Source organism: Microlunatus flavus (assembly GCF_900110855.1).
Taxonomy (GTDB): Bacteria; Actinomycetota; Actinomycetes; order Propionibacteriales; family Propionibacteriaceae; genus Microlunatus; species Microlunatus flavus.
This window is the reverse complement of the sequence record NZ_FOFA01000001.1, coordinates 731,859-745,391: the sequence shown is the minus strand read 5'-3', so window position 1 is coordinate 745,391 and position 13,533 is coordinate 731,859. Positions and strand designations below refer to the sequence as shown.

Below are 13,533 nucleotides of genomic sequence, written 5' to 3'. Positions count from 1 at the left end.
AGGCCCGCGGTGACGCTCGAGCTGCGGCTGCTGGGGGACCCGACGGTCCTGCGTGACGGCGTCCCCGCGCCGCTCAGCGGGCGCAAGCCCTGGGGGTTGCTCGCGTTCCTCCTCCTCGAACCCGAGCCGACGCGCCGCGAGGTCGCCGCCCGGCTGGTGCCCGAGGCGAACGACCCGCTCGCGGCGCTGCGGTGGCTGCTGCACCAGGTGCGCCGCGCGCTCGAGCCCGAGGCGACGGTCGAGGAGCACGAGGGGCGGCTCCGGCTGCGTCTCGACGACGCGGTGCGGGTCGACCTGGCCGAGCTGCTCGCCGTCCCCGACGACGTCGACGCCGTGGAGCGGCTCGTCCGCGGCGAGCTCCTGGAGGGGATGGACTTCACCGACGCCCCGGCCTTCGACCTCTGGCTCTCGCTGCAGCGCACCCGCGTGCACGACGTCATCGCGGAGGCCCTGTGGTGGGTCGGGAGCCGGCTCGGCAGCAAGGACCCCGCGCGGGCCCTGCGGATGACCGAGCGGGCGCTGCTCTTCGACCCCTTCTGCGAGACCACGAACGAGCTGCTGCTCGACCTGCTGGTGCAGAGCGGCAACGCGCCCGTCGCGCGCGAACGGTTCCGCATGATCGACCGGCGGTTTCGTCAGGAGCTCGGCGTGCCGCCGGCCGAGACGGTCGCGCGTCCGCTCCGCCGGCCGCGGGTCGCGTCGACGGTGCCGGCCCGCGTCTCCGCCCCGGTGCTCCTCGAGGCCGCGGCGGCGCGGCTCCGGGCGGGCGAGCTCGACCGGGCCGTCGAGACCTCGCGCCGTGCGGCCGACGTGGCGCTGGCGCTGGGCGAGCCGGCGTACGAGCTGGCGGCCTTGCTGATGCTCGCCCGCACCCTGATCCACAGCCACCGCGGCCGCGACTCCGAGGCCAAGGGGCTGCTGAGCCGGGCGCTGCAGTTGGCCTGCGACGTCGACGACCTCGGTGCGCAGGCCGAGGTCGAGCGCGAGATGGGCTTCGTCTTCGCGATGGAGGGCACCGGTGCCCTGGCCGAACCCGTGCTGGCCCGCTCGATCGAGCACGCCCTGACCGCGGACGACGAGGGGCAGGCGGCCAGGGCGCAGACCTACCTCGGCATGTGCCTGTCGGACCGGTGCGCGTACGCGGCGGCGACGAGTGCGCTGACCGCTGCGGTCGGCCGCTTCGACGGGCTGCGCCAGCGGGGCTGGCAGGGCTACGCGGAGGCGATGCTCGCGCGGGCGCTGGAACGCTCCGGTGATCCACGGGAGGGTTCGGTGGTCGCGGCGCGCGGGCTCGACCACGTCCGCCGCAGCGGCTGGCGCGCCGCGCTGCCCTGGGCGGTGCTGGCGTCCGCCTCGTGCGCCCTCGCCGCCGGCGACCGGGGCGCCGCGTCGCCGCGGTTCGCGGAGGGCCTCGCGCTGGCCACCGAGATCGACGACCCCTGCTACGAGGCGTACGCGCTGCGCGGGCTCGCGCTCGTCGAGGCGGGGTCCGACCGGGAGCGGGCCGTCGCGCTGCTCGTCGACGCCGACGCCTGCACGCGCCGGTTCCGCGACGTCTACCCGTGGGTCCGCGCGGTCGCGCTGACCGACCTCGTCGAGCTCCAGGAGGGCCGCGACCGGCGGGTGCTCGAGGAGGCGGCGGCGCTGGCGGCGCTCGGCCCGCTGCCCGACCTCGCCGAGCGGCTCGCGCCGTACCGGCGGGTGACCGACCCGGGCACCGCGGAGAGCGGCTCGGCAGGACCTCCGCGGCAAACGCTCCTCCAAACGGCCGCTCCCTAGCGTCGGCCACGACCCGGACGACGAGCGTCCGGGCGTGAGGAGAGAGAGGCGTCATGCCCCTGTTCATGGATGTCCACCGCAGCCTGCCCGAGGGCGCGACCTTCGACGACGTCGCGGGCGCGCACGAGGCCGACCTGGCGACGCAGGAGCGTTTCGGCGTGAGCTACCTGCGCTACTGGGTCGACGAGCGCGCCGGCCAGGTCTTCTGCCTGGTCGACGCGCCCAGCGCGGAGGCCGCGGCCGACGTGCACCGCGAGGCCCACGGCCTCGTGGCGGACGAGATCTTCCCGGTGCGGGAGGGTTCCTAGCGGCCTCGGGCCTCGACCACCTGCCGTCGACCTGCGCACCGGCTCCCGGTGCGCGGGTCGACGGGCGTCGGCAGCGGGACCCGTCAGAACGCGTGGTGCCGGCGCAGCTCCGTCAACCACTCCGTCACCCGTGGCAGCTGCCACTCCTGCGCCAGCCGGAGGGCGTGCTCGGCGTGGGCCGCGGCGGCCTCCCGCTCGTCGAGCGCGGCCGCCGCCAGCGCCAGGAACGCGGCCACCGGGCCGATCGCGAAGCTCGAGCCCCAGGACGCCATCATCTCGGCGTACGGAGCCAGCCGGGGGAGCACGTCGGCGGCCAGCGCCCGGTCGCCGAGACGCAGGGCGACCTCGGCGGCCAGGCCCCAGTTCACGAGGGACGCCGGGTCGTCGCGGTCGGTCCGGACCGGGTGCTCGGCCAGCAGCCGACGGGCGGCGTCGGGCCTGCCGCTGCGCAGGAGCAGGGCCGCCGCGGTGCTCGCCAGGGGCAGCTGCGGGCCGTCGGCGTCCGCGAGCTCGGCGACCACGGCGGCGACGGGGTCCTCGTGGCCGGGTTCCTCGTGGCCGGGGTCCGCCGCGCCGTCGGGCTCGGGCGTGCCCTGCCACAGCAGGAGCGCGAGCTGCGCGGCGCCGACGGCGTCGTCGCCCTCGTGCAGCGCCATCCGCTCCTGGAGCGCGGTGATCGAGGCCAGCTGCTCGGCCGCGCGGCCGACGTCGGAGGCCATCGCGGCCCACGGCAGCGTCGTGCTCTCCAGCACCAGCAGCCCGAAGGGGATGTGCAGCCGTTCGGCCAGGTCCGCGGCGGCGCGTACGGCGCTCCACAGGGCGTCGGCCCGGCCGAGCTCGCCGAGGGCGACGGCGCGCATCGTCGCCGCGACCACCTGGGCCTGCTCGGCCCCGAGGGTCGTGGCCAGCGCGACCGCCTCCTCGGCCCAGGCGAGGCGGCGCTCCGCCGTGCCGGGGCGCCAGGTGGCGGCGAAGCCGACCAGGTTCGCGTCGAGCCGGAGCGACCAGTCGTCGAGCCGCCGCGCCATCGCGTGCGCCTCGTCGACGATGGCCTCGCGCTCGGCGGGCGGGGTGTCCTCGAACTGCTCGTTGGCCAGGCTGAGCAGCACCCGGCAGCGCTCGGGCCCGTCACCGGCGGGGAGCAGCTCCAGGCAGCGCTGCAGCGCGTCCACCACCGCGGACCGCAGCGGGCCCGACGGTCCGGACCGGCCGATGGCGCCCACCGTCGGCGCGGTCGCCGCCCGCGCGAGGCGGACGACGTCGCCGGCGGCGTCGGCGAGCCCGATCGCCTCGACGACGGTCGGCACCAGGCGGGCCCAGTCGTTGGTCCACCGGTAGGCGTCGACGAGGTCGAGCAGCGTCTCGTACCGCTCGGTCCACGTCGCTGCGGGGTCGCCGGCCTGCGCCGCGACCGCGCCCAGCAGCAGCTCGACCCGGGTCTCGTGCGCGTTCAGCGCCCGGACGCTGGCGGCGGCGGCCACGCCCGAGCGCCAGGCCTCGGCCGCGTGCGCCGGCCCCGACCGCGCCCAGTGCCGGGCCGTCTCGACCTCGCGACCGGGCCGCCCGGCCACCGCGACGGCGGCCCGGGCGTGCCAGCGCGCCCGGCGCGACGCGGGCAGCCCGCCGTAGACGACGTCGCGCACGAGCGCGTGCCCGAAGCGGAACGCGTCGATCCCGGCCTCGGCGACCAGGTCGGCCGCGAGCGCGGGGTCGAGCGCGTCGAGGACCCCCTCCTCGCTGCGGCCGAGGACGCGGCACAGCGTGCCCAGGTCGAACTGCCGCCCGAGCACGGCCGCCGGGCGCAGCACCTCCTGCGTCGCGTCCGGCAGCCGCGAGAGCCGCCGGCCGAGGACCTCCTGGACGGCGGCGGGCGGTTCGGCGTCGACCAGCAGCGCGGGGTCGCCGCGCTCGGCCGCCAGCCGCGCGTACTCGACGACGAAGAAGGGGTTGCCACCCGTGCGGACGGTCAGCTCCGCCACGGCCGACTCCGGGACCGGGCGGCCCGCGGCCCCACCGAGCCCGGCGACGATCCGGCCGACCTCGTCCGGCGTGAGCCCCTCCAGGTCGATCCGGCGGGCGTGGGCCCGGGCCAGCATCTCGGCCGCGTCGGCCAGCGCGCCCTCGGGCGGTGGTGAGGCGCGCCAGGTGCACAGGACCATCAGGGGTACGGTCCGCGGGCTCTCGGCCAGCAGCCGCAGGACGCGCAGCGTCGCGACGTCGGCCCAGTGCAGGTCGTCGAGGACCACGAGGGTGGGGCGGTCCTGCGCGGTCCGGCGGACGGCGTCGACGATGCCCTCCCAGACCGCGAAGGGCGACCCGTCCTCGGAGGACGTGCGGTCCACGCCGTCGACCTCGCCGACCCCGTTCACCGTGCCGGCGGCGGCGAGCACGGTGCGCCACGGCCACAGCGGCGGAGCGCCGTCGTCCTGCGAGCACCGCCCGGGCAGCACCCGGACGCCCCGGGACGTCGCGGCCGCGGCGACCTCCTCGGCCAGCCGGGACTTGCCGATCCCGGGGGCGCCGACGAGCGCGACGAACGTCGTGCGCCCGGCCAGCGCCTCCTCGAGCGCGGTCAGGGCCTCGGCGAGCTGCGGGGCCCGGCCCACCAGGGGCCAGGCGGGCGCCGCCGCACCCTCGAGGGGTGACGCGGCCGGCGGCGGAGCGGTCGTCCGGGGGACGACCGGGACCGCTTCGGGAGCAGGCGGTGCGGCGAGCGCGTCCTGGGTGAGGATCGCCTGCTGCAGCGACCGGAGCTCCGGGCCCGGCTCGAGACCGAGCTCGTCGTCGAGGACCGTGCGGACGCCCTGGATCAGGGCCAGCGCGTCGGCCTGCCGCCCCGAGCGCGCCAGGGCCAGCGCGGCGAGCGCCCAGAGGTGCTCACGGAGGGGGTGGGCCGCGGCGAGCGACTCCAGCTCGGCGGCGACGGTGGCGTGCTGCCCGAGCCGGATCCGGGCCAGCGCACGGTCCTCGAGCGCGACGAGCCGGAGCTCGTCGAGCCGGGCGCGCTCGGCGCGGGCGTCCTCGGCGTCGGCGAGGTCGGCGTACGGCTCCCCGTGCCACAGCCCGAGCGCCGTGCCGAGCTCGTCGACCGCGGCGGTGAGCGTGCCGGCGTCCGTACGGGAGGGTGCGGTCACCGAGGAGGTCGGGCCCAGGCGGCGGTGCACGGCGGTGACGGCGTCGGCGAAGCGGGCCGCGTCCAGGTCGGTCGGCGGCAGCCGGAGCGCGTAGCCCGTGCCCGAGGTGACGACGACGGTGGCCGGGGCCCGCGGGGCCCGATCGGGCTCGAGCGCCTTGCGGAGCCCGGCGACGTAGGTCTGCAGCGTGGCCACCACGCCCGGGGGCGGGTGCTCGCCCCAGAGCAGCTCCACGATCGTGTCGACCGGAACCGTGCGTCCGCGGTGCAGGGCGAGCGCCGCGAGCAGGGAGCGCTGCTTGCGCACGCCGAGGGTGACCGGACGGCCGCCCTGGTCGGCGCCGCTGGTCACCCGACACGGGCCCAGGACCTCCACCTGCACGGCAGCAATGTAGGGCGCCGCGCCGTGTACGTCGGCAGGGCCTCGGCGGTCGCCCGAGCCGGCCCGAGCCGACCCCAAGCCGACCCCAAGCGCCTCGCGGGACTGTTCCGTCACCGGGCCGAGAGCGGCCCGCCCGGAACCACCCGGGACGACCTCAGGAGACACGATGACCACCCTCACCGCCCCCGCCGCCACCCCCGCCGCCAAGGCCCTCCCGACCCTCTTCCCGACCCTGCCGGCGAAGCCCGCCCGCGGCGCCGCCGACGACCTCGCCCTGCGGGTCGACGCCTTCCGCCGGCTCTGCGCCGACGGCGTCGGCACCTGGGTGCACCTGCCCGGCGACGCCGGCTACGACACGGCGCGCACCCCCTGGAACCTGACCGACCAGCGCCCCGCGGCCGTCGCCGTCCCCCGCGACGCCGACGAGGTCGGGCTGGTTGTCAGCGCGGCCGCGGCCGCCGGCCTGCGGGTCGCGCCGCAGAGCACCGGCCACAACGCCGGCCCGCTGGCGGCCTCCGGGCTGGCCGACGTCGTGCTCGTCCGCACCACCGCGCTGCAGGAGGTCGTCGTCGACCCCGGGCGCCGCCGCGCCCGCGTCGGGGGCGGGGTCGAGTGGCAGGCCGTGGTCGAGGCCGCTGCGCCGCACGGTCTGGCCTGCCTGCACGGCTCCTCGCCGAACGTCGGCGTCGCCGGCTACTCCCTCGGCGGCGGCATCGGCTGGTACGCCCGCCAGCTCGGCCTGGCCACGAGCCACCTGACCGCGGTCGAGGTCGTCCTCGCCGACGGCCGGATCGTCACCGCCGACGCCGAGCACCACGCCGAGCTCTTCTGGGCCGTCCGCGGCGGCGGCGGCAACTTCGGCGTCGTGACCGCGCTCGAGCTCGAGCTGTTCGCGATCCCGACCGCGTACGCCGGCATGATGATCTTCGACGCCGGCCGGACGCGGGAGGTCCTGACGCGCTGGTCGGCCTGGGCCGTCGACGCGCCCGACGAGGTGACGACGTCGTTCCGCGTCCTGCACCTCCCGCCGCTGCCGGAGCTGCCGCCGTTCCTGTCGGGGCGCTCGGTCGTGATCGTCGACGGGGCCGTCCTCGCCGACGACGCGCGCGCCGCCGAGGTCCTGGCGCCGCTGCGCGACCTGCAGCCCGAGGTCGACACCTTCGGCCGGGTGCCCGCGGCCGCCCTCACCCGGCTGCACATGGACCCCGAGGACGGGATGCCCGTCGCGTCCGACTCGCTCATGCTCGCGTCCCTGCCCGCCGAGGCGGTCGAGGTCGTGACCCGTGCGGCGACGCAGCCCGGGTCCGCGCTGATGATGGTCGAGCTGCGCCAGCTCGGCGGCGCGCTGGGCCGCCACCACCCCGGCGGCGGCGCGGTCGACCGCTTCGACGGGCAGTTCCTGGCCTTCGCCGGTGGCCTGGCCCTCGACGCGGCGATGGGCATGGCCACCCAGGCGGAGGCGCTGGCCCTGACCGGGGCGCTCGCGCCGTGGGCGAGCGGTTCGGCGTACCTGAACTTCGTCGAGACCGAGGGCGACGCCTCCGGGGCCTTCACCGACGCCACCTGGGAGCGGCTCCGCGCGGTGCGCTCGGTGGTCGACCCGGACGGGCTGTTCCTGGCCAACCACGTCGTGCCGCGCCTCGGCGAGGGCGGCTCGACCGAGTGCTGACCGCTCGCGTCCCTGAGATCCGACCTCTCGATCGGCCGACCGCTCGCTCTCACGCCCAGCGCGAGGTGGCCCGGCCGATCGAGCGGTCGTTCCTCAGGGAACCCGCGTCGGACCAGGGCTCACAGAGGCGTGACGTACGCCCCGCTGATGCCGCCGTCGACGAGGAACGTGCTGGCGGTGACGAAGCTCGACTCGTCCGAGGCGAGCCAGAGCACCGCGTTCGCGATCTCCTCGGGCTCGGCGAAGCGGCCCATCGGCACGTGGACCAGCCGGCGCGCGGCGCGCTCCGGGTCGGAGGCGAACAGCTCCTGCAGCAGCGGGGTGTTCACCGGACCCGGGCACAGCGCGTTGACGCGGATGCCCTGCCGCGCGAACTCCACGCCCAGCTCGCGGCTCATCGACAGCACGCCGCCCTTGGAGGCGGAGTAGGAGATCTGGGACGTCGCCGCGCCCATCACCGCGACGAACGACGCGGTGTTGATGATCGACCCGCGGCCCTGCTCGACCATGTGGCCGAGCGCGGCCTTGCAGCACAGGTAGACCGACGTCAGGTTGACCTCCTGCACGCGGCGCCAGGCGTCGAGCCCCGTGACGAGGATCGAGTCGTCGTCGGGCGGGGAGATGCCCGCGTTGTTGAAGGCGATGTCGACCGACCCGTACGTCTCCTTGGCCGCCCCGAACAGGGCGTCGACGTCGTCGGGGCTGGTCACGTCGCAGCGCACGAAGAGCCCCCCGAGCTCGTCGGCGACCTCGGGCCCGCGCCGCTCGTCCAGGTCGCCGACCACCACGTGCGCGCCCTCGTCGGCCAGCCGGCGCGCGGACGCCAGCCCGATCCCCGAGCACCCGCCGGTCACGACCGCCGTACGGCCCTCGACGCGGCCCTCTCGTTCCACCACTGCTTCGTTCCCTGCTCTCGTGTCGGTCGTGCGGGTCAGGACTGGCTGATGAAGACGTTCTTGGTCTCGGTGAAGGCGTCGGCGGCGTCGGGCCCGAGCTCGCGGCCCAGGCCGGACTGCTTGTAGCCGCCGAAGGGCGTCCAGTAGCGCACCGAGGAGTGCGAGTTGACGCTGAGGTTGCCGGCCTGGACGCCGCGGGCGACGCGCAGCGCGCGGCCGACGTCGCGGGTGAAGATCGAGCCGGACAGGCCGTAGTCGCTGTCGTTCGCCAGGGCGACGGCCTCGGCCTCGTCGTCGAAGCCGAGCACGGCGACGACCGGTCCGAAGACCTCCTCGCGCCAGACGGCCTCCTGCGTCGAGCGGGCGAGCACGACGGTCGGCGGCACCCAGAAGCCGGGGCCGTCGGGGGCGGACCCGGTGAACGCGACGTCCGCGCCGTCGAGGTAGCCCCGCACGCGGTCACGCTGGCCGGCGGAGATCAGCGGGCCCATCTGCGTGTCGTCGGAGCGCGGGTCGGCGACCACGAACGCGTCGACCGCAGCGGCGAAGCGCTCGAGGAACTCCTCGCGGACGGAGTTCTGCACGAGGATCCGCGACCGCGCGCAGCAGTCCTGCCCGGCGTTGTCGAACACGCCGCCGGGCGCGGCGGCCGCGGCGGCGGCCACGTCGGCGTCGGCGAACACGATGTTCGCGGACTTGCCGCCGAGCTCGAGCGTGCAGCGCTTGACCTGCTCGGCGCAGCCGGCGAGCACCTGCTTGCCGACCTTCGTCGACCCGGTGAACGTCACCTTGCGCACGAGCGGGTGCGTGACGAACCGCTCGCCGACGACCGGGCCGCGCCCGGGCAGCACCGTGAACACGCCCTCCGGCAGGCCGGCCTCGCGGGCCAGCTCGGCCAGCCGCAGGGCCGAGAGCGGCGTCAGCTCGGCCGGCTTGAGCACGACCGTGCAGCCGGCGGCGAGCGCCGGGGCGAAACCCCAGGAGGCGATGAGCATGGGGAAGTTCCAGGGGACGATGATCCCGACGACGCCGACCGGCTCGTGGAACGTCACGTCCACCCCACCCGGCACCGGGATCTGCCGGCCGAACTGCCGCTCCGGCGTGCCCGCGTAGTACTCGAGGACCCGGGCGACCTGGTCGGCCTCCCAGCGCGCGTTGCCCACGGTGTGGCCCGCGTTGCTGATCTCGAGCTCGGCGAGCTCGTCGACGTGGGCCTCGACGACCCGGGCGAACGCGCGCAGCAGCCGCGCGCGGTCCCCGGGCGCGACGTCGCGCCACGCCTCGTACGCCGTGTGCGCCCGCTCGATCGCGGCGTCGGTCTCGTCGAGGCTCGCCAGGTCGACGGTGGTGATGACCTGCTCGGTCGCCGGGTCGACGACGTCCCAGCGGTCTCGGGTGGTGGTGCTCACGGTTCTGACGTCCTCACATGCGTTCGAAGCTGCGGCGCAGCTCCCAGTCGGTCACGGCGGCGTCGAAGGCCTTGAGCTCGACGTCGGCCATGTTCGTGTAGTGGTCGACGACCTCGTCGCCGAAGCAGGCGCGGGCCACGGCCGACGCGTTCCAGCGGTCACGCGCGTCGCGCAGCGTCGTGGGGATCTTCGGCAGGGCTGTGTCGGACGGGTCGTACGCGTTCCCGACCAGCGCCGGCGGCAGCTCGAGCCCCTCGTCGATGCCGTGCAGCCCGCCCGCGATCATCGCGGCGATCGCCAGGTAGGGGTTCACGTCCCCGCCGGGCACGCGGTTCTCGAGGCGGGCGCTCTTGCCGTGACCCACGAGCCGGACGGCGCAGGTCCGGTTGTCCTCGCCCCAGGCGATGGTCGTCGGTGCGAAGGACCCGGCCGCGAACCGCTTGTAGGAGTTGACGTTCGGCGCGTAGAGCAGCGTGAAGTCGGCCATCGTCGCCAGCAGGCCGGCGATGAAGGAGTCGTACTCCTTCGTCCGCCCGCCCTGTCCGGAGCCCGAGGAGTCCCAGAAGGTCGTCGACCCGTCGGCGCCGCGCAGCGACAGGTGGACGTGGCAGGAGGACCCCTCGCGCTCGTCGAACTTGGCCATGAAGGTCAGCGACTGGCCGCGGTTGGCGGCGATCTGCTTGGCGGCGGTCTTGTAGACGGCGTGGTTGTCGGCGGTCGTGAGCGCGTCGGCGTAGAGGAAGCCGATCTCGTGCTGGCCGAGGTTGCACTCGCCCTTGGCGGACTCGACGTCCATGCCCGCGGCGTACATCGCGTTGCGGATCTCGCGCAGCAGCGGCTCGGCCCGGCCGCCACCGAGGATCGAGTAGTCGACGTTGTACTGGTTGACCGGCACCAGGTCGCGGTAGCCGGAGCGCCACGCGTCCTCGTACGAGGTCTGGAACGCGATGAACTCCAGCTCGGTGCCGGCCAGGGCGACGAGGCCGCGCTCGGCGAGGCGGTCGAGCTGGGTGGTGAGCATGGTGCGCGGCGAGGGCGCCACGGGGGAGTGGTCGAGCTGCACCATGTCGCACTGGACCATCGCCGCGCCGGGCTCGTACGGCAGCCGGCGCAGCGTCGCGAGGTCGAGCGCGAACTCCAGGTCGCCGTAGCCCGACGCCCAGGACGTGAGGGCGTAGCCGTCGACGGTGTTCATCTCGACGTCGACGGCGAGCAGGTAGTTGCAGCCCTCCGTGCCCTGCTCGAGGACGTGCTCGAGGAAGTACGCCGCGTGCATGCGCTTGCCCTGGAGCCGGCCCTGCATGTCGGTGAAGGCGACGACCACCGTGTCGATCTCGCCGCGCGCCACCTCCGCGCGCAGGGCGTCGACGCCGAGGTAGCGCTCGTTCGGCGCCTGCCTGGTCGTGGTGCTCATGCGGCTCGTTCCTCTCGCTCTCGCCTCACCGGTGCGTTCACCGCAGCAACCCTCGCAGCAGGGCCGCGGTGTCGTCGCAGTGCTCCTCCATCGCCCGCCGGGCCCGCTCGGGCTCGCCCGCCACGACCGCCGCCACGACCTCGGCGTGCTGGGCGTCGGAGTGCTCGATGTTGACCGCCAGCACGGGGATCGCGAGCAGCATCTCGTGCACCGCGGCCTGGACCTGCGTCACGGCCGCGACCAGCGACGCGGAGCCGGTCAGCCCGGCGAGGGCCAGGTGCAGCCGGGCGTCGGCCTGGCGGTGCTCGGCCGGGTCGACGGCCTCGCGGACCTCCGCGTGGGCCGCGTGCAGCCCCTCGAGGCCGGCCGTGGTCAGCGGGGTCGACGCGGCCACGAAGCAGGCGCCGGGCTCGACCACGCGCCGGAAGACCAGCGCGTCGAGCAGCTCGGGGCGCCGCGCCTCGGGGGCCGCCGCGGCCCTGCCCGGCGTGGTCGGCTCCAGGTCGACGACGCTGCCGCCGCCGCGCCCGCGCGTGGTCCTGACCATGCCCGCGGAACGGAGCGCGCTGATCGCCTCGCGCACCGTGGCGCGGGAGACCCCGAGCAGGACCGCGAGCTCGCGCTCCGGCGGCAGCATGGTCCCGTACGGGTAGACGCCGAGCCGGATCGCCGTGGCCAGCCGTTCGACGCAGCCCTCGAACGTGTGCCGCCCGCTGCTCGCGGTCGGGGCCAGGACGTCGGGGGCCACCCCGTCGACGAGGTCGTTCACGCAGTGCCAGAGGTCGGCCGTGCGGTGGTGGCGGGCGGCTCGGCCTCGGAGACCGGCGGGCCGTTCATGAAGTTCTTCTTGCCGCTGACGTGCCAGCTGACGAAGGCGAACGCGAGCACCACGACCACCGCCACCGGCGCGTAGTTGAACGTGCTGACGTCGACGGGGGCGACCGGCGGGAGGACGAACAGGATGCAGATGATCACCACCCAGACCACCGCGACCCAGCCGATCAGGCCGCTCCAGCGGCCGAGGTTCCACGGGCCGGGGGTGAAGTCGCGGTTGAGCCGGCGCAGCAGGACCGGGATGACGTAGGCGATGTAGAGGCCGATGACGGCGATCGAGGTGACGGCGAAGTAGGCGGTCAGGCTCTTGAGGGCCGGCAGCGCCAGGATCACCGAGAGGGTCACGCAGAGCCAGATCGAGTTCGTCGGGGTGCCGGTGCGCGGGTTGACCTTGGCCCAGAGCCGCGAGCCCGGCAGCGCGTTGTCGCGGGAGAAGGCGTACGACATGCGCGAGTTCGCGGTGACGGAGGCCATGCCGCAGAAGAACTGCGCGACGCAGACGATGAACAGCAGGAACTTGGCCACGCCGGGGCTGTTCAGGGAGTCGAGGAAGATCTGCGCGGGCGGCAGCCCGGTGGCCGACTCCGACAGCTTGGCCAGGCCCTCCTCGCTGCGGTCGGTGATCGCGGCGGTGATCGAGTAGAGCAGGACGAAGCCGCCGATCACCGAGACCAGCACGCTGGTGACGATGCCGCGCGGAGCGGCGCGGGAGGCGTTCTTGGTCTCCTCCGCGACGTGGGCCGAGGCGTCGTAGCCGGTGTAGGTGTACTGGGCCATCAGCAGGCCGAGCAGGAAGACGTACGGGGTGAAGGTCCAGCCGGTCTCGTTGTGGAAGCCGGTCAGCGTCCAGGACACCGACTGGTGCTTCTCGGGCAGGATCCACAGCGCTGCGACGATGATGGCGACGCCGACGAGGTGCCACCAGGCGGAGACGCTGGAGAGCAGGCTCACCAGGTTGACGCCGAAGACGTTGAGCAGGGCGTGGACTCCGATGATGCCGACGAAGAGCAGGAAGGTCCGGCCCGGAGTCGCCTCGACGCCCCACACGAGGTTCATGAAGGCCATCCAGGTGGTGGCGCAGCCGAAGTCGATGGCCGCGGTGACCGCGACCTCGCCGAGGAAGTTGAACCAGCCCGTGAACCAGGCCCACTCGCGACGGTTCTTCTTGGCCAGCCGCCCGGCCCAGAAGTAGAGGCCGCCGGCCGTCGGGTAGCGCGAGCAGACCTCGGCCATCGCCGCCGCGACCGCCAGCACCAGCACGCCGACGATCAGCCAGCCCAGGACCAGCGTCGACGGGCCGCCCGAGCGCAGCGCGATCCCGTACGAGGTGATGCAGCCGGCCAGGATGGAGATGATCGAGAACGAGACGGCGAAGTTCGAGAAGCCGGACATCCCCCGGTGGAGCTCCTGGGTGTAGCCCAGCTCCGCCAGCGCTCTGGCGTCGTCGTCCATCGCCTCGTCGAGGTGGGCGTCGGCCTGCTTCTCGCTCGGCGTGCTGGGCGTGCTCGTCATGGGGCGGCTCCGTCTCGCGTCGGTCAGGGCGAGCGCGATCCTGTCGGAGGTCGAGCGTCGGCGTCAATGGTCTGACCTCAGGCCTTTACACGCCGTTACACACGCTTGCTGACAGCGGGTCGCCAGATCGTGGTCCGCCGACGCGCTGAGCGGGGCCCCGAGCCGCGAGGACGATCTGGGGACCCCGATTCAGCGGC

General features: G+C 74.9%; 9 protein-coding genes. 3 read left to right on the top strand and 6 right to left on the bottom strand.

Features of this window, described 5'->3' with window-relative positions; all coding sequences use genetic code 11:
- Positions 1 to 9 precede the first annotated feature (9 nt).
- Both BMY04_RS03605 and BMY04_RS03600 read left to right on the top strand, forming a co-directional pair.
- Complete coding sequence (locus tag BMY04_RS03605; RefSeq protein WP_091177693.1) at positions 10 to 1,779, top strand: AfsR/SARP family transcriptional regulator; 1,770 nt, start codon at positions 10 to 12, stop codon at positions 1,777 to 1,779.
- 53 nt (positions 1,780 to 1,832) lie between these two features.
- Complete coding sequence (locus tag BMY04_RS03600; RefSeq protein ID WP_091177692.1) at positions 1,833 to 2,087, top strand: DUF4242 domain-containing protein; 255 nt, start codon at positions 1,833 to 1,835, stop codon at positions 2,085 to 2,087.
- Positions 2,088 to 2,170: 83 nt separating this feature from the next.
- On the opposite strand, the gene BMY04_RS03595 is transcribed toward BMY04_RS03600, so the two are convergent.
- Complete coding sequence (locus tag BMY04_RS03595; RefSeq protein ID WP_170853968.1) at positions 2,171 to 5,602, bottom strand: ATP-binding protein; 3,432 nt, start codon at positions 5,600 to 5,602, stop codon at positions 2,171 to 2,173.
- Between the two features lie 166 nt (positions 5,603 to 5,768).
- Between BMY04_RS03595 and BMY04_RS03590 the strand changes: the two genes are divergently transcribed.
- Complete coding sequence (locus BMY04_RS03590) at positions 5,769 to 7,271, top strand: FAD-binding oxidoreductase (RefSeq protein ID WP_091177690.1); 1,503 nt, start codon at positions 5,769 to 5,771, stop codon at positions 7,269 to 7,271.
- 119 nt (positions 7,272 to 7,390) lie between these two features.
- Here BMY04_RS03590 and BMY04_RS03585 read toward each other — a convergent pair whose 3' ends face one another.
- The 5 genes from BMY04_RS03585 to BMY04_RS03565 are packed head-to-tail and all read right to left on the bottom strand — an operon-like array spanning position 7,391 to position 13,336.
- Positions 7,391 to 8,164: a 3-oxoacyl-ACP reductase gene (locus BMY04_RS03585; RefSeq protein ID WP_091177689.1), complete on the bottom strand. Its 774-nt coding sequence runs from the start codon at positions 8,162 to 8,164 to the stop codon at positions 7,391 to 7,393.
- A gap of 38 nt (positions 8,165 to 8,202) precedes the next feature.
- A complete protein-coding gene (locus BMY04_RS03580; RefSeq protein WP_091177688.1) occupies positions 8,203 to 9,576 on the bottom strand; it encodes an aldehyde dehydrogenase family protein in 1,374 nt (457 codons plus the stop codon).
- A 13-nt stretch (positions 9,577 to 9,589) separates the two neighbouring features.
- Positions 9,590 to 10,990, bottom strand: a complete 1,401-nt coding sequence (locus BMY04_RS03575; protein ID WP_091177687.1) for a glutamine synthetase family protein — start codon at positions 10,988 to 10,990, stop codon at positions 9,590 to 9,592.
- Positions 10,991 to 11,027: 37 nt separating this feature from the next.
- Positions 11,028 to 11,759, bottom strand: a complete 732-nt coding sequence (locus BMY04_RS03570) for a FadR/GntR family transcriptional regulator (protein ID WP_091177686.1) — start codon at positions 11,757 to 11,759, stop codon at positions 11,028 to 11,030.
- The gene (locus BMY04_RS03565; RefSeq protein ID WP_232506074.1) at positions 11,756 to 13,336 is read right to left on the bottom strand and encodes an amino acid permease; all 1,581 of its coding nucleotides are present in this window, start codon (positions 13,334 to 13,336) and stop codon (positions 11,756 to 11,758) included. The genes BMY04_RS03570 and BMY04_RS03565 overlap by 4 nt, the downstream gene beginning before the upstream one ends.
- Positions 13,337 to 13,533: the final 197 nt, after the last annotated feature.

What these genes read in the sequence shown, in the direction of transcription:
- BMY04_RS03600 (WP_091177692.1), top strand. Translation starts at nt 1,833, where the DNA reads ATGCCCCTGTTCATGGATGTCCACCGCAGCCTGCCCGAGGGCGCGACC.
- BMY04_RS03590 (WP_091177690.1), top strand. Translation starts at nt 5,769, where the DNA reads ATGACCACCCTCACCGCCCCCGCCGCCACCCCCGCCGCCAAGGCCCTC.
- BMY04_RS03575 (WP_091177687.1), bottom strand. Translation starts at nt 10,990, where the DNA reads ATGAGCACCACGACCAGGCAGGCGCCGAACGAGCGCTACCTCGGCGTC.
- BMY04_RS03565 (WP_232506074.1), bottom strand. Translation starts at nt 13,336, where the DNA reads ATGACGAGCACGCCCAGCACGCCGAGCGAGAAGCAGGCCGACGCCCAC.